The sequence below is a fragment of the Vibrio sp. V08_P9A1T1 genome, from assembly GCF_963874405.1.
GTDB classification, from domain to species: Bacteria; Pseudomonadota; Gammaproteobacteria; order Enterobacterales; family Vibrionaceae; genus Vibrio; species Vibrio anguillarum.
In genome coordinates this window covers 1-23,344 of the sequence record NZ_CAWNIB010000245.1, presented here as the reverse complement: position 1 = coordinate 23,344, position 23,344 = coordinate 1, and the positions used below count along the sequence as shown (strand labels likewise).

Here is a 23,344-nt window from a genome sequence, read left to right as displayed (position 1 = left end):
TTTGTATATAATCGCTCAACATTGATCTAGCTCAAGTTTATTATGCGAATTTCTCTTGCTGGCTTTTGGCAGCTTTCACCGTTGACTGATTTATCGATCCCGCAAGATGATCTTTGTTTTCCTGCGCCTCTTAGCCAAGTATTACCTCACGATATGACAGAAGCACAAATTGCCGAGCAAGAGTGGCATTTGATGCATGATGTTGAGGTGGATGAAGTGATGCTTGGTTTTGCTGCAATTGATCTTGTGCTTGAGGGGATCGATTTTTATGCGGAAATACGTTTAAACGGTGTGGCACTATTTGATTGTGATGGCAGTCAAGCGGTGTATAAAAAAGACATTCGGCCTTTGCTGCAACTCGGCCGCAATCGATTCGAAATTTTGTTTGTTGAGCAAGAAGAAGAGTGGTTGCTGGAGGATCAAGATTTACCGCAATTATGCCCATTGGGACACCACTCGGTGAAGAAATACGATGAGCGAATGGGTATTTGGCAAGAACCTTATCTGCAATGTATTCGTCATGTTCGTTTAGAGCATGTTACCACTGAGCAAATCTGGCACTATGGTGGTGGCTGTGAGTTTTTGGTTCACTTACATTATCAAACCTACGCACCAGGATTAGTTTCCGCGGTGGTGAAATTTAATGGTATGAGCTATCAGTTACCTATTGATGTGCGTCATCAGCACGCCAGTGCTTTATTTCAAGTGGAAGCGCCGAAGTACGCAGATCTTACACAGCTTAACCCGAATGATTTGTATACCTTATCGGTGCAACTTGATGGCCAGCAGCAATCCTTCCATATCGCGTTAAGCGAAGATCTCTGTGTTACCCATTTTCCTATCTGATCAACGTACAGTTAATGAGAGCATTTCATTGGTGACCATTCTTGCGGATGCCTCTTTTGCCAGAACTTCTCGTAGAAGTAGTAAGCACACGTATTAATACTCGGTTCGATCATGGCTAAAACACCACCAATGACAAAACTTCCTGTCATGATATATGCCACGCTAAATGCAACACTGAAGTGCACTACAGCAAAGCTACCTGTTTTAATTTTGGCCGATTGTGAGTAGCGGCGCAGTGGGGCGTAGTGCGCCCATGCTTTTTCGTGAAAGTAAAAAGCAACGGTATTGACCATCGGTTCAAGCATGGCAATCAGACTACCAAGAATAATGTCGCCCGTAAGTAGATAAACGACGGTAAACGCAATACTGAAATGGATCGCGGCAAAGCTAAGCGTTTTTTTCATAATGTTCACCTAAACGGTTATCGGGTTGATGTAAACATTATTGATAATTATTCTCAACAAGTAAAGATAATTGAGCCTATTAGTTTGATAGCCAATTCCTAACTGAGGCGCTTGTCGTTGGCATAAAAAAAAGCGCCTCATGCGCTTTTTTATGACGATGCAGGGTTTCTATCCTTGCGGTTTGACAACCAGTACATTGATTGGCGAGTTTTGCACTACTTTACTGGCCACCGATCCCAGCATCACTTTATCGATCTTCGATCGTTTATGGCTTGGCATGATAATCAAATCAGCTCCGAGCTTTTCTGCGTAATCTAAAATGGTAGTGTAGGCTTTACCTTCCGCTACATGCAGTTTGTAGATTATTTCGTCAGCGATATGTTGATCAGCAAACTGTTTTAGCTGTTGCTTGACGTCTTCTTTCATTTTCGCCGCGGCATCTTTCGGGAAGTATGTGGCGACCATCGACATGTGGATACCAGGTAATACATTTAAAAGATGAATTTCAGCATTGGAATGTGTCGCGTGCCAAACAGCAAGTTCAACGGCTTTGTCAGAAAAGCCTTTTTCATTAAGGTCCACTGGAACAAGGATGTGTTTATACATTATGGATTATCTCATCTACGATAGGGTGCTTTAGAGCACCTTGTTTCCGTAAAGTATATGCCTAGCTCGTGCTAGGCATATTGATTAAGCGCGTATTTCTTGTGTTCTCATACGGCGTTTTTGATTCCAAGCTAGCGTCAGCACTAATAATAATGCAGGTAAGAAAACCCACTCTTTCATTGGCCGTTGGCTTTCCAACACAACTGAGCGGATTTCCCAATCAAAATCTATGCCTGCAGCTTCAGCTGGACTGCCAAACTCAATCATATCCACCAGCATACGATTACTGGTTTCTTTCAGGGTTAGCCCCATTGATTGAATACGCTGTTCTGCCGTTGACGCTTGATCATCAAAAGGGAGTAGTACTGTTTTTGATAAGTAATCACCTTCAATGGTTTCACCAGCGACGATAAGCTCTATCGATTGACCCACATCGAGGTTTTCTACAATTTGCGCTATCTCTGTGCCTGGGTGCAGTTCGCTCGCAGGATAAATCATGTCCCACCAAAAACCGGGTCGGAAGAACGAGAACGTCAGCACCAACAACAAGACGGTTTCCCACCACTTATTGCGAGTGAGCCACCAACCTTGAGTCGCAGCAGAAAACAGCAGCATTGCGGTAATGGCCGAGAAAATGGTTAACGCTAAGTGCCACCATGTATCAATTCCCATTAGCAGTAGTTGAGTGTTGAATACGAACATAAAGGGCAAAATGGCGGTACGAATATCGTAAGCAAACCCTTGAATACCTGTACGAATAGGGTCTGATTTAGCGATAGCGGCTGCGGCAAATGCCGCCAAGCCAACTGGTGGGGTGTCATCTGCCAAAATGCCGAAATAGAACACAAATAAGTGTACGGCAATCAATGGGATGATAAGACCATGAGCGGCTCCCAGTGTCACAATGACGGGAGCCATTAAGGTTGATACGACGATGTAGTTGGCGGTGGTCGGTAAGCCCATACCAAGAATGAGGCTGATCACGGCGGTAAAAATCAGCATCAGTATGACGCTGCCACCGGATATAAACTCAACAAAATCGGTCATCACTAAGCCAATGCCAGTCAAGGTGACGACACCAACGACGGTTCCTGCGGCGGCGGTTGCCACACCAATGCCAATCATATTCCGCGCGCCCGAAACCAAGCTTTCGGCAAGATCAACAAACCCAGCCTTCACTTGCGTGTTCAAATCGTTGCTCTTATTGAGTAACGACATGATTGGTCGCTGAGTGATCAAAATGAAGACCATAAATATCGTGGCCCAAAAGGCGGATAATCCGGGCGAGAAGCGCTCGACCGTCAAACACCATACTAGCACCACAATAGGTAGCAGGTAATGAAGCCCTGATTTTACCGTCGGCCCAGGGTCGGGTACTTCTTGGATATCCATATCCATTGCACTTTCTGAGGCGTAGCGAGACGAAATTTTAATCAGAGCGACATAAGTCAGTAAAAGCGCGACCGTAACAATTGGAGTAGCGGCGTCACCAAACACCTCTTTGGTCCAACCAATGCCGTAGTAAACAACAGCGCTGAGAACGCAAAGCCCTAAAATAGTACCCGTAAATGAAAGTAAGCTTTGCACCCATGTCGGTGTATGACGGCGAGGTAGGCCTTTCATTCCTGCTTTGCAGGCTTCCAAATGGACAATATAAATTAAGGCAATATAAGAGATAAGCGCTGGCAGTAGCGCCGCACGGATCACTTCAACATAGGAAATACCGACATATTCCACCATTAAAAATGCGGCAGCACCCATGATAGGCGGGGTTAATTGGCCATTGGTGGAAGCGGCTACTTCAACAGCGCCCGCCTTTGTTCCGGGAAAGCCGACACGTTTCATCAAGGGAATGGTAAAAGTACCGGTGGTAACTACGTTTGCAATCGATGAGCCAGACACTAGCCCTGATAAGCCTGAGGCCACAACCGCTGCTTTCGCGGGACCGCCTCGCATGTGGCCCAACAGTGAAAAGGCCACTTTGATAAAATAGGAACCTGCGCCAGCTCGTTCAAGCATTGCGCCAAATAGAACAAACAAGAACACAAAAGAGGTGGAAACCCCAAGAGCCACCCCAAAAACCCCTTCAGTAGTCAGCCATAAATGAGACATCGCTTTGTTTAGGCTCGCTCCTTTATGAGCGATCACATCCGGCATGTAGGGGCCACCAAAGGTGTAGAGCAAAAAGAGTGCTGCGACCAACATTAGCGGTGGTCCTAACGCTCGACGTGTTGCTTCAAGTAATAGCACCATTCCTGTGACGGAGACCGCTATATCAATCAAGGTTGGCGCACCAGAGCGACCAGCCAACTCATTGTAAAATAAATAGATGTAAGCAGCAGAGAAACTGCCCGCCAATGCCAAAATCCAATCAATCAATGGAATGCGATCGCGTGGTGAGTTCTTTAACGCAGGGTAGGCCGTAAAGGCGAGAAAAACAGCGAATGTGAGGTGAATGGCTCGTGCTTGCGTATCGTTTAAGATGGCAAAGTTAAAAATAAAGGGCAGCGGTGAAGCATACCAAAGTTGGAATAGTGACCAACATAGTGGGACAAACCACAAAATGCGCCCCGGCAAGCCGTGAGGGTTTCTTGCGCCAGTATCAGATTGCGCTACCATTTCCTGCACATCGGTTGACGGAGTAAGTGTCTTCGTCATGTACGTTATCCTTATTATTGGCTGCCTACGTCTCGGTTGGTCACAGGGTCAATTCACTGCTAATGAGAAGTGGGCTATTGCGGAACAGAACAAAAGGTGGGTTGTTAAATCATTTAAAACCCAAATGTGCCCAAAGAGTCGTTGTAAACGTAAGAGGACAGGCCATCATCGTTGACCATAACGCCAAGGGATAAAGGGCATATCGCTCGTGACTGAAAGGGCAATCAAAGGAGACGTTCAGCCTCCTTTGATTCGGTATCGCTATTGTTGGTTTTCGCGATGCGAAATTATTTTAGCAGACCGATTTCTTTGTAGTATTTTTCTGCGCCAGGGTGAAGAGGAATGGAGATCCCCGCTTTCACCATGTCTTCTTTTTTCAAGTTAGCAAAGGCAGGGTGAAGACGTTTAAAGGTATCAAAATCTTCAAATACCGCTTTGACCAAATTGTATGCGACTTCATCAGACACATCAGTGCTTGATACCAAGGTCGCAGCCACACCAAAACTGGTTATATCTTTATCTGTTCCACGGTACATGCCAGCAGGAATCGTGCTGTAAGCGTAGTAAGGGTTATTGGCAACAATTTTTTCAATTTCAGGGCCAGTAGCAGAGACGAGTTTTGCATCGCATGAGGTCGTTGCTTCTTTGATTGAACCATTTGGATGGCCAACCATATAAATAAAGGCATCTATTTTATTGTCGCACAATGCTTGAGAGCGCTCAGAGCCTTTGAGCTCAGAAGCCAGTTTGAAGCTGTCATTGGTCCAACCAAATGCATCCATCACCACTGCCATGGTGGCCCTGTCACCAGAGCCTGGGTTACCAATGTTGACACGTTTACCTTTCAAGTCAGCCACGTTTTCAATGCCTGAATCGGCGCGGGCAATGATATTAAAAGGTTCGGTATGAAGGGAAAATACTGCGCGCAGTTTTTTATTCGGGCCTTGCTCGGCAAATTCACTGGTACCGTTATAACCATGGTACTGCCAGTCAGATTGAACAATACCGAAATCGAGTTCACCTGCACGAATCGTGTTCACGTTGTAGATCGATCCGCCCGTTGATTCTACTGAGCAGCGAATGTTGTGATCTTTACGCCCTTTATTAACCAGCTTACAAATAGCACCACCTGTCGGGTAGTAAACACCAGTGACGGATCCTGTACCAATCGTAATGAACTCTTGTGCGCTTAACGTACCTGTACCCATGACCGCTGCTGCAATAATTCCAACTTTAATCAATTTATTCAATGCCATGAATTTTCCTTCCTTATTCATTATTAACCCCATAGATAATTGTTGTTACACCCTTCCCACCTGAAGTTGCTGTGGTGTTGGCTACGTTCGTTCACCCCAATCACAGAATTATCCATGCTTATGACGACTGACTCACTTGCCGCCTACCCGCAACTTCAAGTTGTTTGGGTATCGGGGGAGTTTCCTCATCTAGAAACGGCATCTTTTTCAATCCGTATGTTGAAAAAGTGGCTAAATAATACCAAAAAATCGACACATAATTACAGGAATGTTAAAAAATGTAGCGAAATTGGCTATCAATAAGCGTCATTGTCAGAGCCAAAATATGGCAATAGCTTGCCTATCAAGGAGTTATTCCTCTTTCTGCTGTGACAACTTATTGCTGAAGATGTGAAGAGAATCACGCCGACTTGACTCAGTGTGATTCTACTAGAGAGTGAGATGAAATGCGTTTAGTGACAAATTACCCTGCGTAATCAAACAAATCACAGACTGAATCAAACAGCTGCTTTGTCGTTACGTTCAGTGTCGGTGTGATAAAAATGGTATCGTCACCAGCCACCACACCCAAGATACCTTCTGATTTGCCCAGAGAATCAAGTAACCGAGCAATAAGCTGCGCCGCCCCTGGTCCGGTATGAATCACTACCAGCGCGGCATTGTGATCTATATCTAGCACTAATTCACGCAGTGAACTTGATACGGTTGGTACACCGAGTTCAGCAGGAAGGCAGTAGACCATCTCCATTTTTGCGTTGCGAGTGCGTACCGCGCCAAATTTAGTCAGCATGCGAGATACTTTGGATTGGTTGATATTATCAAACCCTTCATTACGCAGGGCATCGACAATGTCACCTTGAGATCCAAAACGTTCTTCTTTTAATAGATTTTTAAAAGCACGAACCAGATTATCTTGCTTATCATTATTGTTGCGCATAGTTATCGTCTTCGATTAGCCATTTATTGCTGCATATTCTCGCATAGCTATGCAGTCATCGCCAAATTATCGTCCAAAAGTGTCTAAAAGGTCACTGTAAACTTTTATGTAAAACTTTGGTCGAATGGCAACTTAACTCTTTGTCGGTAAAGATAAACAAGGTCATAATTGCCATCTGTGCTGTAGCACGATTTTAGCGAATTGCGCGAGGTCGCAAAGCTAGCGTTAATTGATTGTAATCATATTGTGATTGCTATAGTTTTCTAGCTTAAAAATACCCTACACAAAAACATTTATAAGAGATTTATTCTCAAGGAGAACTACGATGAAAGTAGCTGTTATTGGTGCCGCTGGTGGCATCGGTCAAGCCCTAGCACTTCTACTTAAAAACCATCTTCCTGCTGGTTCCGATCTGGCGCTGTATGACATCGCACCGGTGACTCCGGGCGTTGCTGCCGATCTAAGCCACATTCCTACTCCCGTATCGATCAAAGGCTATGCTGGCGAAGATCCAACACCTGCGCTTGAAGGTGCGGATGTAGTCCTTGTTTCTGCTGGTGTCGCTCGTAAGCCGGGTATGGATCGCGCGGATCTGTTTAATGTTAACGCTGGCATTGTGAAAGCGTTGGCTGAAAAGATTGCGGTTGTCTGTCCAAAAGCCTGTGTGGGCATTATCACCAACCCTGTCAATACAACAGTACCTATTGCAGCGGAAGTCTTGAAAAAAGCAGGCGTTTACGACAAGCGTAAGCTATTTGGTGTGACAACGTTGGATGTGATCCGCTCAGAAACGTTTGTCGCGGCGCTAAAAGATAAAAACCCTAGCGAGATTATTGTGCCTGTGATTGGCGGCCACTCAGGCGTCACTATCCTTCCTTTGCTTTCGCAAATTGAAGGGGTTGAGTTCACGGCCAAAGAAGTGGAAGCCCTAACTAAGCGTATTCAAAATGCAGGCACCGAAGTGGTGGAAGCGAAGGCGGGTGGCGGCAGTGCAACACTGTCAATGGGTCAAGCGGCTTGCCGTTTTGGCTTATCATTAGTCAAAGCACTACAAGGTGAACCAGGTGTTGTGGAATGTGCCTACGTTGACGGTGGTAGTGAGCATGCTTCATTCTTTGCACAACCGATTAAACTCGGTAAAGAGGGTGTCGAAGAAGTGTTGAGCTATGGTGCATTGAGTGCCTATGAACAAGCCGCGTTAGATGGAATGCTGACAACACTGAAAGGTGATATTCAGCTAGGTGTTGATTTCGCCAAATAAAGAATAACCTTATCTTATACAAAAATGCCGCTTGCTCATCCAAGCGGCATTTTTTATGGTTTTTACCAATATTTTTGTATGATGATGCTTTGAACTGTGTAATATGCGGTTTTTTTTACTGAGCAGTGCATTATTTTCGTCGTGAACTTACAAACTTTTTGATCCCTAGCAATGAATTTGACTATTGACTCACTATCTCAGTGACCGCGATCACATAGGGATTGATGTCTGGTAAATATGTTCTCTAAAATAGCGCCTTCCTCTAATGTGTAAACACTCACTGGATAGTTCCCATGGATAATAAGCTTGGTTTGGGCTCACTGACAGCACTGGTCATTGGTTCAATGATTGGCGCTGGTGTTTTTAGCCTGCCACAAAACATGGCCTCAGTCGCCAGCCCTTTGGCGGTAATGATCGGTTGGGGGATCACCGGCGTTGGTATGATCTTTCTCGCGCTCTCTTTTCAACAACTTGCCATTCATAAACCTCATATTAATAGTGGCGTATTTGGTTTTGCTCGAGAAGGATTTGGTGACTTTGCGGGTTTTTGTTCCGCATGGGGTTACTGGTTTAGCGCCATGGTGGCTAATGTCTCTTATCTGGTAATTGTTTTTAGTACCTTAGGTATGCTGTTTGATACACCAGATAACGTGATGTTTGGGGCGGGTAATACGTGGCTTTCCATTGGGAGTGCATCGGTATTACTTTGGTTGGTGCATGCGTTGGTCAAAAAAGGAGTACAAACGGCCGCATTCATTAATCTGATTACCACCTTTGCTAAAATGATCCCTCTAGTGTTGTTCATCATTTGTGCCGCTTTTGCTTTTTCTTGGGACAAATTCACATTGGATTTTACAGGCTTACACTTCGGTGTTGGCCATGATCTGCTGGATCAAATAAAAAGCACCATGTTGATCACGGTATGGGTGTTCATCGGAATAGAGGGAGCGGTTGTTGTGTCAAGCCGCGCTCGCCACCGTGCTGATATCGGTAAAGCGACTATTCTCGGTTTGCTTACGGCGTTGACCATTTATGTATTGGTCACCTTATTGTCGATGGGCGTGATTAAACCGGTTGAATTGGCGCAATATCAGAACCCTTCAATGGCCAAAGTGCTGACGACTATTCTTGGTCCTTGGGGCGAGTACATTATCGGTGTTGGATTAATTATTTCGGTGTGCGGTGCTTTTCTTAGCTGGACGGTCCTGGCCTCCGAAGCGCCATTTTTATGTGCTAGAGATAAGATGTTTCCTGCCATCTATGCCCAGCAAAACGAAGCGGGGAGCCCAGTAAAAGCGTTAACTCTAACCAATATTTGCATTCAGGTCTCACTGATTCTGGTGATGTACGCAGGCAGTACCTACGATACGCTGCTGATCTTCGCTTCAGAAATGATCCTTGTTCCCTATTTTTTGATCGGCGCCTTTACGTTAAAGATCGCGATTGAACAGAAGAATAAAGGCAAACTTCTGGTAATAGGTTCTTGTGCCACCATTTATGGAATTTGGCTTTTGTATGCCTCTGGTTTGCACTATTTGATGCTCTCCGCGCTACTCTACTTACCTGGGCTCTATTTCTACATGAAAGCCAAACGAGAGCAGGGCATTCATCCTTTTCAAGGCAAAGAAAAGTTAGGAGCTTGTGCTTTAACGATCGTGGCTGTTTTTGCATTTGGCATGATTTGGCAAGGCGGGTTTTAAATAACGCTTAGAATCAAAAAGAGCCTCAATTGAGGCTCTTTTTGTAGCGGTGCATTTCTAGGCAAAGGTCGATTCTTCGTCCAAGCTAGCTGCTGTTCTACTTTGTCCTATTCACAGCCATATGAGCTAGAGCTATCAGGGCTTGTTTATATTCACTTTCTGGCAGGATAGACAGCTCATTGATCGCTTTATCGGCTTCTTCGAGCGCTTTGTTGGTTGTGTATTCAAGCGAGCCTGTCTGTTTCATTGCCGCTAGAATTGCATCCAGCTGTTCCATGCCATTGGCTTTTTCGATGGCCTCACGGATCATCTCTTTTTGTTCGGGTGTACCATGCTGCATTGCGTACAATAGAGGAAGTGTTGGTTTGCCTTCCGCTAAATCATCGCCCACATTTTTGCCCATTTCACTGCCATCAGAGGTGTAATCCATCACGTCATCAATGAGCTGGAAAGCCGTGCCAAGGTATTTACCATAGTTCTGTAATGCCGTTTCAATTTCAGGAGAAGCATTACTTAATATCGCACCAATCTGGGTCGCTGCTTCAAACAAACGCGCCGTTTTCGAGTAGATCACCTGTAGGTAATTTTCCTCGGTAGTGTTTGGATCATTACAGTTCATCAATTGTTGCACTTCGCCTTCAGCGATAACGTTCACCGCATCGCTCATCAGCTCAAGGATCCTTAACGATCCTAGTGTAGTCATCATTTGGAAGGAACGCGTGTAGATGAAATCCCCCACTAACACGCTCGCTGCATTGCCAAATGCCGCGTTCGCTGTTGCCTTGCCACGGCGCATATCCGATTCATCGACAACGTCGTCATGCAGCAAGGTTGCCGTGTGTAGGAATTCAATAAATGCAGCGGCAGTCGTGTGCGCTTCACCTTGATAACCAAGGGCTCGAGCCGACAAAATAGCCAGCAAAGGACGCAGACGTTTCCCACCTCCGCTGACGATGTAGAATCCTAATTGATTGATTAAAGATACATCAGAGTTGAGCTGAGCTTGAATCGTTTCATTCACTTTTGCCATGTCATCGGCAGTAAGCGTTTGGATAGCTTTAAAATCCATGGTTAATCCGGCTGAAGTTAGAACCTATAAGGTGTTGTGTTCTTCTATAATTCTCGAATAATACACTAAAAAACGTTGATTAATACAAGGCTTAAAGGCATGATTGCGCCACTTTTCATTGGCGATTAGCTTTTCGCCAATTTTTTCAAAATATGGCTTGTCTTGGGGTACTCATTCGCGTAGAATCTGCGCCCTATTGATGATTAGTTTAGCGCACACCCAAATTGCTCAAATAAAAAGCATACGGCTGTGCGGAAAGAGCGGAGTAAAATATGTACGCTGTTTTCCAATCTGGTGGTAAACAACACCGTGTAAGCGAAGGTCAAACTCTTCGTTTAGAGAAATTAGACGTTGAAACTGGTGCAACTGTTGAATTTGATAAAGTTCTACTAGTTGCTAACGGTGAGCAAATCACTGTTGGGGCACCTCTTGTTGAAGGCGGTAAAATTACTGCTGAAGTAGTACAACACGGTCGTGGCGATAAAGTTAAAATCGTTAAGTTCCGTCGTCGTAAACACTCTCGTAAACAACAAGGCCACCGTCAGTGGTTCACTGAAGTGAAAATCACTGGCATCAACGCTTAAGTAATTTAGGAGAGTTTAACAATGGCACACAAAAAAGCTGGCGGTTCTACTCGTAACGGCCGCGATTCAGAAAGCAAACGTCTTGGTGTTAAGCGTTTCGGTGGTGAATCTGTTCTTGCAGGTAACATCATCGTTCGTCAACGTGGTACTAAGTTCCACGCAGGCACTAACGTTGGTATCGGTAAAGACCATACTCTTTTCGCTCTTACTGAAGGTAAAGTGAAATTTGAAGTTAAAGGTCCTAAAAACCGTAAATTTGTTAGCATCGACGCTGAATAAATTTATACCTAACTGAACTCAAAAGCCCTGCCGTTACGGTGGGGTTTTTTATTTATCAGCCGAACAGAAAAGAAGACACTCTAATCACTAGAGTTTCTCCTTATGTGTTCCAATTGTGGATAAAACGAAGGATGATCACGGTCGATCCTGAATGTGTATCTGCTAGAATTTATATCATTGTGTGACAATGATATCGCAACGCAAAGAGCGTGGAGTAACAAATGAAATTCGTTGATGAAGCGATAATTAAAGTCGAAGCGGGTGATGGCGGTAACGGTGTCGTGAGCTTTTGGCGTGAAAAATTCGTGACGAAAGGCGGCCCTGATGGCGGCGATGGCGGCGATGGCGGCGACGTTTATATCCAAGCCGATGAAAACTTAAATACCTTGGTTGATTACCGATTCCAACGCTTTTACGCTGCTGAGCGCGGCCAAAATGGTGGCGGTGCTAACTGTACAGGTAAGCGCGGTAAAGACATTACTTTGAAGGTGCCTGTCGGGACTCGAGCGGTTGACATTCACACCAATGAAGTTGTGGGTGAAGTTGCAGAGCATGGCAAAAAAGTGATGGTCGCTAAAGGTGGCTGGCATGGTTTAGGTAATGCTCGCTTTAAGTCATCCGTTAACCGTGCACCACGCCAAAAAACCATGGGTAAAAAAGGTGAGGTGCGCGAATTACGCCTTGAGCTTTTACTGTTAGCTGACGTGGGTATGCTTGGCTTGCCGAATGCGGGTAAATCAACCTTTATTCGTTCTGTTTCAGCAGCGAAGCCAAAAGTCGCTGATTACCCCTTCACTACGCTGATCCCAAGTTTGGGTGTCGTGAGTGTGGTTCCTGAGAAAAGTTTCGTGATCGCTGATATTCCGGGCTTGATTGAAGGCGCGGCCGATGGTGCTGGTTTAGGTATTCGCTTCTTAAAGCACTTAGAACGTTGCCGAGTGTTGCTGCATATGATCGACATTCTTCCTATTGATCAAAGTGATCCTGCGCAAAATGCGCTGACCATCTTTGATGAGCTAGAGCAATACAGTGAAAAAGTGTCGCAAAAACCTTGTTGGTTGGTATTCAACAAAGTTGATCTGATGCTTGAAGAAGAAGCCGATGAAAAGATCCAAGAGATCTTAGATGCGCTAGCTTGGGAAGGGCGATACTTCAAAATTTCGGCAGTAAACCAACAAGGTACGGCGGATTTGTGCCGTGAGTTGGCTGACTATATGGAAACGTTACCTCGTGAGCAGGAAGAGCTCAGTGAAGCTCAGAAAGTCGATTTCATGTGGGATGATTACCATAAAGATGAGATGAACAGCCAAAATGTGATCACTGAAGATGGTGATGACTGGGATGATTGGGACGACGAAGAAGATGACGGTCACGTTATCTATGTTCGTGATTAATTTTCCTGAATGGATTGAGCCGCAATAATTATTGCGGCTTTTTTATAGCTAAATCATATTTAAAGCACCCAATTTCGGGCACACTATTGGGCTTTTAGGACGTTCGGAAAGGAATCATGACATCCAAACAGAGGCTTGTTTCTCGATTGATCGCCCAAGCTGGGCAAATGTTGTTGGCTCATGGTGCGGAAAGTACACTTGTGGGCGATATTATGCGTCGCATGGGAGCGGCGTGTGGCATGAGTGAAGTGGAAGTATCGCTCTCGGCGAGTTCACTTGTGCTAACCACGGTTTATGATGGCCATTGCATTACGACTGCGCGCCGTTGTCCTGATCGTGGGATCAATATGCGGGTAGTGACGCAAGTCCAGCGCATCTGCATCATGATGGAAAAAGGGATTTTAGATTATTCCCTTGCGCAGAAAAAACTCAATCAAATCAGCCCTGAACGCTACAACCGTTGGTTGGTTGTGGTAATGATTGGTCTTTCTTGTGCTGCATTTGCTCGTTTAGCTGGCGGAGATTGGACGGTGTTTACGATGACGTTCATTGCTTCTGCGGCGGGTATGATTGTGCGCCAAGAGATTGGGCATCGCCAATTTAATCCGCTCGTCAACTTTACGGTGACCTCATTTGTCACTTCGATCATTTCAGCGCAAGCTATCATCTACCAGCTAGGCAATAAACCAACCATTGTGATGGCTTCTTCTGTACTGATGTTAGTCCCCGGTTTTCCTTTAATTAATGCGGTCGCGGATATGCTTAAAGGTTATATCAATATGGGTATTGCCCGTTTTGTGATGGCAAGTTTGCTGACGTTGGCAACGAGTTTGGGCATCGTTGCGGCGATGAGCGTGACGGGTGTATGGGGGTGGTAGCGATGGATTGGATGAATTTATTACTCGGTTTAGCCAATGATATGTTTTTTGCTGCAATCCCAGCCGTTGGTTTTGCTTTGGTGTTTAATGTTCCTGTACCAGCCCTAAAATATTGTGCGTTAGGTGGTGCGATTGGTCATGGCTCACGTTACTTAATGATGCAATTTGGAATTCCCATTGAGTGGGCGACTTTTTTTGCTGCAACTATCGTTGGAATGATTGGCGTGCGTTGGTCGCGTAAATTTTTAGCTCACCCTAAAGTGTTTACTGTAGCGGCTTTGATCCCAATGGTTCCCGGGGTTTTTGCCTTTAAAGCGATGATTGCAATGGTTGAAATTAACCATCTTGGTTTTACGCCAGAGCTGCTGGCGATACTGATGGATAATTTTTTAAAAGCGATGTTTATTATCGCGGGCTTAGCGGTTGGCCTTGCGGTTCCGGGTTTGTTATTCTATCGGCGCAAACCCATAGTGTAAGGGCATGGGCTATTTTTCGTGATGACACTTTAGGATCTTATTTATGATCATCAGCATGATTGCCGCGATGGCAGACAACCGGATTATTGGTAAAGACAATCAAATGCCATGGCATTTACCGGCCGATTTTGCATGGTTTAAACGCTGTACATTGGGCAAACCAGTGATCATGGGGCGAAAAACTTATGAGTCTATTGGTCGCCCGTTACCCGGTCGCCATAATATCGTGATCAGTCGTGATGCTTCATTGGCAATTGAAGGGGTGAGTATTGTCTCTTCGATTGAAGAAGCCATTGAGGTTGCGGGTCATGTGGATGAAGTGATGATCATTGGTGGCGGCTCTATCTATCAAGCCTGTATGCCACAGGCCAATAAACTATACCTCACCTTTATTGACTTAAATATTGAGGGAGATACGCAATTTCCCGAGTGGGGGAGTGAGTGGCAAGAAGTTCATCGTGAAATGTATCAAGCGGATGACAAAAATGCTCACAACATGCAGTTTGTGGTTTTTGATAAGCAATAGAGGATTTCGGATCGATATTAAGCAACGATCCGAATCTTTTTATTCGTTAGCCTTTATGGGTTAACGCTGGTTGAGTGAAGTAGTGTTTATCTTCCCAGCGTAGTATGGTCAAACATCCTCCCCACACACAGCCAGTATCAAGCCCTATCACTTCGTCGCTGCGGTAACCTTCTAACGCAGCCCAGTGGCCAAAGAGGACTGTTTTATCGAGTTTAAGGCGTTTGGGTAGGGCAAACCACGGTAACAATTCTTCATCTTTTATTTCTTGAGGAGGAAGTTTGCACGCCATATCAAGACGCCCATCAGCAAAGCAAAAACGCATCCGAGTATAGGCATTGATGGTATAGCGATAGCGGTCAATCCCTTCTAGCTTCGAGCTCCACATATCAGGTGTGTTGCTGTACATCTGCTCGATAAGCCAACGCCAACGATCGCTTTGTAAAATACTTTCGACTTCTTTTGCTGCTTGACGTGCAGTTTCAAGATCCCACAGAGGAGAAATCCCCGCATGGCACATAACAAAGTCAGCATGTTCAGCGAGGAGCGGTTGATGGCGCAACCAAGTGAGCAGCTCTGTTGCATCGTTCGCTTGTAATATGGGTAAGGTTTTATCACGAGGTTTACATGGGTGGATGCCCAGCGAGACGGCCAGTAGGTGAAGATCGTGATTGCCTAGAACGATACGCGCCGAACTACCCAATTGTTTGATAAAACGTAGCGTTTCTAGAGATTTAGGGCCTCTTGCTACTAAGTCGCCAGCTACCCACAGTGTGTCTTGTTGTGGTTGGAATTGCACTTGAGCCAATAAACACTGTAGTTCGTCAAAACAGCCTTGAATGTCGCCGACAATATAGTTCGCCACGGCTACCTCTTTTAATTTAAAACATTAGGAATAGCGAGACGAAAAGGCTCAATTTCAACAATAAATTCAGCGTCCGCTTCATCTAACATAATGTAATGACCTTGCATAACACCGACTGGCGTTTCCAACGCCGTACCACTGTTATAGCGGTACTCATCATTGGGCAAGATAATCGGTTGTTCCCCGACCACGCCATCACCTTCCACAGACATCTGTTTGCCATTCGCATCGGTAATTAACCAACGGCGGCTCATCAGCTGTACCTGCTGGTTGCTGAGATTACGGATGGTGATCACATAGGCAAAGATATAGCGGTGTAAATCGGGATTGGACTGCTCGGGGAGATACTGGGTATGGACTTGGATTTTGATACAAGGTTCAGAGATATCCATGTTAACTCCTTGTTTTTATAGATGAGCGATAGACATTGGCCGTTTATCGCTCAATCGTTATTAGGCGTGATGAGCGTCTAACCAGTTTGCCATAGCAACAAACTGTTCAAGTGTTAGGTTTTCCGGGCGCATGCCAGGGTTGACCCCAAGTTCTTCTAGCGTTTCCACCTCAATCAAACCTTTGTAGCAGTTGCGTACGGTTTTACGACGTTGGTTAAAACCATCTCGGCAGACACGCTCTAACCATTTCATGTTTGTCGTTGGATGCGGCAGTACTTCATAAGGCACCAAACGCACCACGGCTGAATCAACTTTCGGTGGCGGCACAAAAGCCGTTGGCGGAACTTCCAACACAGGAACCACTTTGCAGAAATACTGCGTCATAACCGTTAAGCGCCCGTAAGCTTTACTGCCGGGACCGGCAGCTAAACGGTTGACCACTTCTTTTTGCAGCATGAAGTGCATATCTTGAATATCTTTATGAAATTCAAATAAGTGGAACATTAATGGCGTTGAAATGTTGTATGGCAAGTTGCCGAAAATGCGCAGTTTATTATTCGGCTTCACCAACTGCGTGAAGTCAAAGCGCATCGCATCGCCTTCGTGAATCGTCAATTTACTCGATAATTCTGGGTGGTTGCGCAGGCGCTCAGCTAAGTCACGGTCTAGCTCAATAACAGTGAATTTATCCACTTCGCGGCCGACTGGCTCAGTTATCGCTCCAAGACCGGGGCCGATCTCAACCAAATTTTGTCCCGGACGAGGGTTAATCGCAGAGACGATGCCATCAATAATGTATGGATCGTTTAGGAAGTTTTGACCAAAACGTTTACGCGCTTTGTGCCCTAAGTGGACATCATTTCTCATAGTTTTCTCGAAATTAATTAGGTTTCTTTTCTACCAAGTCAATCGCGTAGGCGAGTGCTGTTCTAAAGCTCCCTGTATCCGCAAGCCCTTTCCCTGCCAATTCGAGTGCGGTGCCATGATCGACCGATGTTCTTATAAAGGGTAGACCAAGAGTAATATTTACTGAACGACCAAAACCTTTGTACTTTAATACGGGCAGGACTTGGTCGTGATACATGCCTAAAACAGCATCGGCATCTTGCAAGTATTTGTCATTGAAGATGGTGTCGGCTGGTAGTGGGCCAATCAAATTAATGCCATCTTGCTGACGAATTTTTTCTAGTGTTGGAGTGATGGTTTCTATCTCTTCACGGCCCAGACAGCCATCTTCTCCCGCGTGTGGGTTTAAACCACACACATAAATTTTGGGTTGAGCAATGGCAAATTTTTTCACCAAATCTTTATGCAAAATAGTGATGATTTTTTCTAACCGCTCGACCGTTACTGCCTTTGATACATAAGCCAGTGGAATATGTGTTGTCACTAGCGCGACTCTCAACCCTTCTGTTGCGAGCATCATAACCACCAGTGGAGTATTCGATTTTTCAGCAAAGAATTCAGTGTGGCCGCTAAATGCAACGCCAGCTCGGTTGATCACCCCCTTGTGCACAGGGCCGGTGACAATAGCATCAAATTCATCATTCATACAGCCTAAAGCGGCTCTTTCTAATGTATTTAATACATAATGTCCATTGGCTTCATTCAGTTTCCCCGTTATCACCGGTGCGCCGAGGGGAATATGATCCACTACTAACCGTCCCGCTTGCTGTGGTTTTGGTGCAGAGGTGACTGAGTAGTCTTCCAATATAACGTCAATATTGAGCTCTTTAGCGCGCTCTGCAAGCAAGCTTTTGTCCGCGCATACCACCAGTTGATGTGCCCAATCTTCTTTTGATAAGGCCAGCACCAAATCTGGGCCAATACCCGCGGGCTCGCCAGCGGTAACCACGATGCGTTTAATTGTCATCTTGGTTGTCCTGTATAATTTCGACAAAGGCACTGGCACGCATTTCTTGTAGCCATGCGCTGGCTTCTTCATTGAATTTTCGATTAAAAAGAATGCGATAAGCTTTGTTTTTCAGTGCAGAGTCGGTGCGGTCGACTTCACGGCGATCAAGCACTTCGACAATATGCCAACCATGAACGGTTTTAAAGGGTTCGCTGATTTGCCCAACCGATAATGTTTCGATTTGATGTTGAAACTCCGGCACGTACAGCTCCGGTGTTTGATAACCCAATTCGCCATTTTGTGCCGCAGAGCCGGGATCTTGGCTGTATTGCTGCGCCAATTCACCAAAGGTCGCTTCACCTGCCTTAATGCGACGAATGAAGTCATGTAGCTCTTTTTGTACGCCGTCATCGCTTAAAATGACCGTGGGTTTGATTAAAATATGGCGTGCATTAACTTCCGTGACCGCGACGGTTTCTAATCCTTTGACGTCATCAATTTTAAGAATGTGGAAACCGACGCCACTGCGAAATGGCCCAATAATAGAGCCTTTGTTTTGCATTTTGATTTGGTCGGCAAAAATTGTCGGCATTTCTTCTTTGCGCATCCAGCCCCAATCACCACCTTGCAGCGCTTTCGGACCTTTTGAATAGGTGTAAGCCATGGTGCTGAAATCTGCTCCTTGGTTGAGTTTTTCGACTAAGGTTTTGGCTTGCTGTTCTACTGCGGCCTTATCTTGAGTGTCGTCAACACGCAGTTGGATGTGGCTGATTTTATATTGCACCGTTGCATTGGTTTCTTGCGCAAGAATATTAGCTAAGTTGTCCACCTCGTCCGGTAATATATTGATCCGGCGACGAACTAAAGCATTGCGCGCTTCACTTGCTGCAATTTCTTTACGTACTTGTTCGCGAAATTCGGCATAAGTCAGCCCTTCAGCAGTAACAGAAGCGTTAAGCTGTTCCAGGGTTTGATTATTGTTTTTCGCGATGTCGGCGATAGCGTCACTGAGTCTGTTATCGTCAATGCGAACGCCAATGCGTTGTGCTTCTTGTTGCTGAATGGTATCAATAATCAATTTTTCAACCACTTGCTCACGCAGCACTGTGTCTTCGGGTAGCGTTTGACCATTTTTCTTTGCATTAATGGTCAAGGTTTTTAATGCACCATCAATGTCACTCTGTAAAATAACGCCACTATTGACGATGACAGCGACGCGATCGAGCTCAACAGGAGTAGCGTATGCGGTGTTTAGGCTTAATGTTGCCATCAATCCAATCAGTGTGTGTTTCCACAATTTCATTTGTAGTCCTATCAAAATGAGCAAGGGCCTTTACGCTTAAGCAAAGGCCGAATAAATTAGTTGTTTAGGAAAAATGGACGACCATAACTTAATGAATTTCCAGCGCTGTCTACGCCCGTCATTCCGGAACCTGCACCAATCGTGGTGCCAAAACCGACAATACCAAAGTTCAAACTAAAGTTATTTTCGTAGAGTGGCGTAGCATTAGGGTCGGTAACAAAATCACCATCCCATTTCCGCAGTTGATTACTATAAGTAAAACCAATATACCAACAATCTGAGGTGTAGCTTAGGTTAGCCAGCCACTCTAAGTTCTTTTCTGTGGTTAAATCGTAGAAGTACTGTCCGCTAGCATTCCATTTTTGGGAAATCTGATACCCAGCCAGTAAACCGGCTTGTGAAATACCCTCTTTGGTTATTCCACTAGTATTGAAGTCCACGGTGTTTTTAATGTAATCGTAAGTTACATAGCGGTAGTTGGTTTGAATATAGCCAGAGCCAACCCGATACTCTAGGGTACTGTTGGCGAGCTGCATCGTACTGCTGTCTATGTCGTACTGAACCCCGCCATGGTAGAAGAGTAAATCATCATAGTTGAAGTCCATTTCGACGGCCCAAGCCGAATAGTTGGAAGTGTTGGCTGAATTATCTCCCTCATTAGGGGAGGAATTCTTGAGATCTTTTTTGAGGTAAAAAATCTGGCCAAAAGAGATATTTAAACGTTCTTTATACTGATCGTCGAAAAACCGTGAAGAGGCACCGTAGCTGATCTGATTTGCTGGGGCAATATAATCGACACCACTGTATTTACGGCTGCGGAATAAACCATAATAATCGGTTTGCAGTAGCGTTGTATCGTACAACCCGATATTGCGCTGATCTTCTCTCGGTACGTACAGGTACTGAATCTGCGGCTCAAGTGTCTGCGTATAATCATCAAACAGAACCGTATCTCTTTCCAGTACTAATCCCGCATGAGTTCTAAATTCCGGAATGATGCGTGAAACGCTCTCTTTTAGGTCTTTATAATTATCCGAATTGAGGTCAACACCGCTGAGATCTTGTTGGTAATAAGTACCAAGCACTCGCGCTTCGGTTGTCCAAGTGCCCCAGGTGTTACTGAGAGGAATAGTAAAGCCCGGTTCAATGTGCGCTCGGGTGGCTGCAGGTTTTCCTCTTGCATCGGTTTCAAAACGCGATAGATGGCTCACCATATCAAAGTTCAAATACGGTAATAATTCGGGGGCATAGTAATTAAACGCAATCTGTGGCATCAAGCGATAGGGTTGGTTGGTGCTAGTTTTGTCTTCTGTAAGCAGCTGAAAGTCGCGAACCAGTATCGATGAATCCCAATTGTGGGTCCGGTAGGTGGCTTTACCTTCTTGGATAAGCTGACCATCTTCTCGGTTACCGATACCTGAGTCTAAGTCACTAAAGTAGCTAATGTCACTGACTTGAGAGTAGTCAATTTCAAACTTCCAAGCTTGGTTGAAAATACCACTGTGTTGGTATTGGAAGCCCCAGCGGCTGCCCTTTTCCGGATGTTTTTGATCATCAGGTAAATATTCAGATTTAATGTTACCTGTACCAAAATCATTCAGATAACGGAATTCACTGTTTAATTGCGTACCGCGTTCTTGCATATATTTAAAGGTCGTTTCTAGGTCATAGTTTGGCGCTAAGTTCCAATAAATAGGTACTTGGGCTTCAAAACCATCGCTAGAACCGTAAGAAACGGTAGGGTATAAAAATCCCGTTTTACGTGTGTCGCCAATCGGCACCGTAAGAAATGGCAGATAAAAAATCGGAATATTTTGAATCTCGAAGCGCGGATTATAAAAAGTGGCTTGCTCTTCATTTTGGTCAATATCAATGCTGGATGCTTTCAATCGCCATGCATTATTGCCTTCAGGGCAAGAGGTAATCGAACCATCTTCTATCTCATAAACGGCCTTACCCGTTTTGGAAATATACACAGCTTCACCGCGGCCGGGTTCACACAAAAATTGATATTTTGTGTTCTCTAATGTCATTAAATCCGTATTAAGATTGTTGGTGGCTTTGTCAGAAATGGTCCTTACTTCACCGTCACTGAAGTTGACATTACCTTGCGCAACCACAATATTATCTTTCTGATGCAGGGTAACGGTATCCGCTAGAATGCGTTTTTTACCTTGAACAACGACCACATTGCCTGAGTAGTTTGCGCGTTCACCGTTCACGGCTTCTAGCGTATCAGCCTCGACATTAATCGGTTGCTGACTTGAGTTTTCTGCTTCAGGTTCGTTGATCAAACATTGATCTATAGCGGGCATTTCCTGCACACTATTGTCTAACATAGCTTCTGCTTGAGTCTGTGGCACAAAAAGAGCTGCGCTAATTGAAGCGGCTAACAAGGTGCGGGAAAAACATGACATCGAGTTGTACTATCCTGTTTGAACTTGATTGATTCGGAAGATGGATGGCCGAATGTAAAATAAAACGTTTCTTATCATAAAGGAAATTGAAGCTCCCGGCACTATCAGACCGCTTTACTCCTGAAAAATTCATAGATTGAGAGCACATAATGCATATTTTTGGCAAAATTCTTGGCGCTTTTTTTGGCTTCTTATTTGGAGGACCGTTTGGCGCATTTTTTGGTTTGTTTCTCGGGCATCAATTTGATAAAGCTCGTCGTTTGAATCAAGCGGGGTTTAAAACTAGCTCATTTGGTTCTGGGCCAAGCCAAACTGAGCGACAAGACGAATTTTTTAAAGCCGCTTTCGCGGTCATGGGCCATGTTGCTAAAGCGAAAGGGCAAGTTACCAAAGAAGAGATCCAGCTAGCTACCATCATGATGGAGCGTATGAACTTACATGGTGAGCAACGTAAAGCGGCTCAAGATGCGTTTCGTGAGGGGAAAGAGAGTGGCTTTCCTTTAGAGGAAGTGTTGGAGCGTGTGCGCCTTTCGACGGGTGGACGCTTTGACTTGTTGCAATTTTTCCTCGAATTGCAAATATCAGCCGCGTTTGCCGATGGGGATGTTCACCCTAGCGAGCGCAATGTACTGCACAAAATCGCTCGTAGTTTAGGTTTCTCATCCGATCAACTGGAAAGACGCTTGCGTATGCAAGAAGCGGCCTTTCGTTTTCAACAAGGCGGAAATTTTGGTGGCCAACAGCAAGGCTACCAGCAATCTGGGCAGTGGCAACAAGCCGCGCAAGCTGAACGCCTCACTGATGCTTACGATGTGTTAGGCGTGAGTGAAGATGCGGATGCTAAAGAAATTAAACGTGCCTATCGCAAATTGATGAATGAGCATCACCCAGATAAATTGATGGCCAAAGGCTTACCACCAGAGATGATGAACGTTGCGAAAGAAAAATCGCAAGAGATCCAAAATGCGTACGATTTGATTAAGAAAGAGAAGGGTTTTAAGTAACCGGCTATCGTGAATTACCGCGAACGTTCCAATCGATTGAGCTGGTGCAAACTGGCTCTTTTTATTATGAGCATACGCAAGACACAAAAAAAGCCAAGTTTGAAAACTTGGCTTTAGAAAGTGGCTCCCCCTGCAAGACTTGAACTTGCGACATACGGATTAACAGTCCGCCGTTCTACCGACTGAACTAAGGGGGAACAGAATGTTTGCTTATCTTATGCAGATAAATGGTGCCGACTACCGGAATCGAACTGGTGACCTACTGATTACAAGTCAGTTGCTCTACCTACTGAGCTAAGTCGGCGCCGAATCAATAAGCAGTGCTCATTGATGAAAAGTGGCTCCCCCTGCAAGACTTGAACTTGCGACATACGGATTAACAGTCCGCCGTTCTACCGACTGAACTAAGGGGGAACAGGTTTTAAAGAATGGTGCCGACTACCGGAGTCGAACTGGTGACCTACTGATTACAAGTCAGTTGCTCTACCTACTGAGCTAAGTCGGCACATTTTTATCTTTAAATTTATTGTCTGTGCTAGGCACCAACAATTTAGAAACTGTGGTGCCCGGAGGCGGAATCGAACCACCGACACGAGGATTTTCAATCCTCTGCTCTACCGACTGAGCTATCCGGGCG

At 45.1% G+C, this 23,344-nt stretch carries 22 protein-coding genes and 5 tRNA genes; 10 read left to right on the top strand and 17 right to left on the bottom strand.

Annotation, left to right across the window (positions count from 1 at the left end):
• Positions 1-42: 42 nt before the first annotated feature.
• A complete protein-coding gene (locus AACT21_RS10240; RefSeq protein WP_013857849.1) occupies positions 43-846 on the top strand; it encodes a glycosyl hydrolase 2 galactose-binding domain-containing protein in 804 nt (267 codons plus the stop codon).
• Between the two features lie 11 nt (positions 847-857).
• Here AACT21_RS10240 and AACT21_RS10235 read toward each other — a convergent pair whose 3' ends face one another.
• From AACT21_RS10235 to argR, 5 genes are all read right to left on the bottom strand, one after another.
• The gene (locus AACT21_RS10235) at positions 858-1,250 is read right to left on the bottom strand and encodes a DUF2061 domain-containing protein (RefSeq protein ID WP_176430192.1); all 393 of its coding nucleotides are present in this window, start codon (positions 1,248-1,250) and stop codon (positions 858-860) included.
• A gap of 168 nt (positions 1,251-1,418) precedes the next feature.
• Positions 1,419-1,856, bottom strand: coding sequence for a universal stress protein (locus AACT21_RS10230; protein WP_013857847.1), 438 nt, complete (start codon positions 1,854-1,856; stop codon positions 1,419-1,421).
• Between the two features lie 84 nt (positions 1,857-1,940).
• On the bottom strand, positions 1,941-4,514 hold the full coding sequence (locus tag AACT21_RS10225; RefSeq protein WP_094128151.1) for a TRAP transporter permease: 2,574 nt from the start codon (positions 4,512-4,514) through the stop codon (positions 1,941-1,943).
• Positions 4,515-4,801: 287 nt separating this feature from the next.
• The gene (locus AACT21_RS10220) at positions 4,802-5,770 is read right to left on the bottom strand and encodes a TAXI family TRAP transporter solute-binding subunit (RefSeq protein ID WP_094163922.1); all 969 of its coding nucleotides are present in this window, start codon (positions 5,768-5,770) and stop codon (positions 4,802-4,804) included.
• Positions 5,771-6,233: 463 nt separating this feature from the next.
• A complete protein-coding gene (gene argR / locus AACT21_RS10215; protein ID WP_013857844.1) occupies positions 6,234-6,707 on the bottom strand; it encodes a transcriptional regulator ArgR in 474 nt (157 codons plus the stop codon).
• A 325-nt stretch (positions 6,708-7,032) separates the two neighbouring features.
• Between argR and mdh the strand changes: the two genes are divergently transcribed.
• Together mdh and AACT21_RS10205 are read left to right on the top strand one after the other, a co-directional pair.
• Positions 7,033-7,968 (top strand): malate dehydrogenase, encoded by a 936-nt coding sequence (gene mdh, locus AACT21_RS10210; RefSeq protein ID WP_094163920.1) that lies wholly within the window; start codon positions 7,033-7,035, stop codon positions 7,966-7,968.
• A 293-nt stretch (positions 7,969-8,261) separates the two neighbouring features.
• On the top strand, positions 8,262-9,668 hold the full coding sequence (locus AACT21_RS10205) for a basic amino acid/polyamine antiporter (protein WP_013857842.1): 1,407 nt from the start codon (positions 8,262-8,264) through the stop codon (positions 9,666-9,668).
• A 97-nt stretch (positions 9,669-9,765) separates the two neighbouring features.
• Here the strand turns inward: AACT21_RS10205 and ispB are convergent, their stop codons facing one another.
• Positions 9,766-10,737 carry an octaprenyl diphosphate synthase gene (gene ispB, locus AACT21_RS10200; RefSeq protein ID WP_017047084.1) on the bottom strand — a complete coding sequence of 324 codons (972 nt, stop codon included), beginning with the start codon at positions 10,735-10,737 and terminating at the stop codon, positions 9,766-9,768.
• Positions 10,738-11,009: 272 nt separating this feature from the next.
• Between ispB and rplU the strand changes: the two genes are divergently transcribed.
• The 6 genes from rplU (at position 11,010) to folA (ending at position 14,874) form a co-directional block, all read left to right on the top strand.
• Positions 11,010-11,321 (top strand): 50S ribosomal protein L21, encoded by a 312-nt coding sequence (rplU, locus tag AACT21_RS10195; protein ID WP_010320620.1) that lies wholly within the window; start codon positions 11,010-11,012, stop codon positions 11,319-11,321.
• 21 nt (positions 11,322-11,342) lie between these two features.
• Positions 11,343-11,600: a 50S ribosomal protein L27 gene (rpmA, locus tag AACT21_RS10190; protein ID WP_010320621.1), complete on the top strand. Its 258-nt coding sequence runs from the start codon at positions 11,343-11,345 to the stop codon at positions 11,598-11,600.
• A gap of 221 nt (positions 11,601-11,821) precedes the next feature.
• Positions 11,822-12,994, top strand: coding sequence for an Obg family GTPase CgtA (gene cgtA, locus AACT21_RS10185; RefSeq protein ID WP_010320622.1), 1,173 nt, complete (start codon positions 11,822-11,824; stop codon positions 12,992-12,994).
• A gap of 116 nt (positions 12,995-13,110) precedes the next feature.
• Positions 13,111-13,872 carry a threonine/serine exporter family protein gene (locus AACT21_RS10180; protein WP_013857840.1) on the top strand — a complete coding sequence of 254 codons (762 nt, stop codon included), beginning with the start codon at positions 13,111-13,113 and terminating at the stop codon, positions 13,870-13,872.
• A complete protein-coding gene (locus AACT21_RS10175; protein ID WP_013857839.1) occupies positions 13,860-14,348 on the top strand; it encodes a threonine/serine exporter family protein in 489 nt (162 codons plus the stop codon). The genes AACT21_RS10180 and AACT21_RS10175 overlap by 13 nt, the downstream gene beginning before the upstream one ends.
• Positions 14,349-14,391: 43 nt before the next feature.
• Positions 14,392-14,874, top strand: coding sequence for a type 3 dihydrofolate reductase (gene folA / locus AACT21_RS10170; RefSeq protein ID WP_017045398.1), 483 nt, complete (start codon positions 14,392-14,394; stop codon positions 14,872-14,874).
• 46 nt (positions 14,875-14,920) lie between these two features.
• On the opposite strand, the gene apaH is transcribed toward folA, so the two are convergent.
• Genes apaH through lptD form a run of 6 tightly spaced genes read right to left on the bottom strand, consistent with a single transcriptional unit; the run spans position 14,921 to position 21,703 of the window.
• Positions 14,921-15,736, bottom strand: coding sequence for a bis(5'-nucleosyl)-tetraphosphatase (symmetrical) ApaH (apaH, locus tag AACT21_RS10165; RefSeq protein ID WP_094163918.1), 816 nt, complete (start codon positions 15,734-15,736; stop codon positions 14,921-14,923).
• Between the two features lie 11 nt (positions 15,737-15,747).
• On the bottom strand, positions 15,748-16,128 hold the full coding sequence (gene apaG / locus AACT21_RS10160) for a Co2+/Mg2+ efflux protein ApaG (protein ID WP_013857836.1): 381 nt from the start codon (positions 16,126-16,128) through the stop codon (positions 15,748-15,750).
• Between the two features lie 60 nt (positions 16,129-16,188).
• Complete coding sequence (rsmA, locus tag AACT21_RS10155; RefSeq protein ID WP_013857835.1) at positions 16,189-16,995, bottom strand: 16S rRNA (adenine(1518)-N(6)/adenine(1519)-N(6))-dimethyltransferase RsmA; 807 nt, start codon at positions 16,993-16,995, stop codon at positions 16,189-16,191.
• A gap of 13 nt (positions 16,996-17,008) precedes the next feature.
• Positions 17,009-18,001, bottom strand: a complete 993-nt coding sequence (gene pdxA, locus AACT21_RS10150) for a 4-hydroxythreonine-4-phosphate dehydrogenase PdxA (protein ID WP_094163916.1) — start codon at positions 17,999-18,001, stop codon at positions 17,009-17,011.
• Positions 17,991-19,286 (bottom strand): peptidylprolyl isomerase SurA, encoded by a 1,296-nt coding sequence (gene surA / locus AACT21_RS10145; RefSeq protein ID WP_094163914.1) that lies wholly within the window; start codon positions 19,284-19,286, stop codon positions 17,991-17,993. The genes pdxA and surA overlap by 11 nt, the downstream gene beginning before the upstream one ends.
• 56 nt (positions 19,287-19,342) lie before the next feature.
• Entirely contained in the window at positions 19,343-21,703 is a 2,361-nt protein-coding gene (lptD, locus tag AACT21_RS10140; RefSeq protein ID WP_094163912.1) for an LPS assembly protein LptD, read from the bottom strand.
• Between the two features lie 149 nt (positions 21,704-21,852).
• Here lptD and djlA point away from each other — a divergent pair, with 149 nt between their 5' ends.
• Positions 21,853-22,707, top strand: a complete 855-nt coding sequence (gene djlA, locus AACT21_RS10135; RefSeq protein WP_017050643.1) for a co-chaperone DjlA — start codon at positions 21,853-21,855, stop codon at positions 22,705-22,707.
• Positions 22,708-22,828: 121 nt separating this feature from the next.
• On the opposite strand, the gene AACT21_RS10130 is transcribed toward djlA, so the two are convergent.
• The 5 genes from AACT21_RS10130 to AACT21_RS10110 form a co-directional block, all read right to left on the bottom strand.
• Positions 22,829-22,904 (bottom strand) — tRNA-Asn (locus tag AACT21_RS10130).
• A 31-nt stretch (positions 22,905-22,935) separates the two neighbouring features.
• Positions 22,936-23,011 (bottom strand) — tRNA-Thr (locus tag AACT21_RS10125).
• Positions 23,012-23,045: 34 nt separating this feature from the next.
• Positions 23,046-23,121 (bottom strand) — tRNA-Asn (locus AACT21_RS10120).
• A 15-nt stretch (positions 23,122-23,136) separates the two neighbouring features.
• Positions 23,137-23,212 (bottom strand) — tRNA-Thr (locus tag AACT21_RS10115).
• 55 nt (positions 23,213-23,267) lie between these two features.
• Positions 23,268-23,343: transfer RNA gene (locus AACT21_RS10110), tRNA-Phe, on the bottom strand.
• Position 23,344 lies beyond the last annotated feature (1 nt).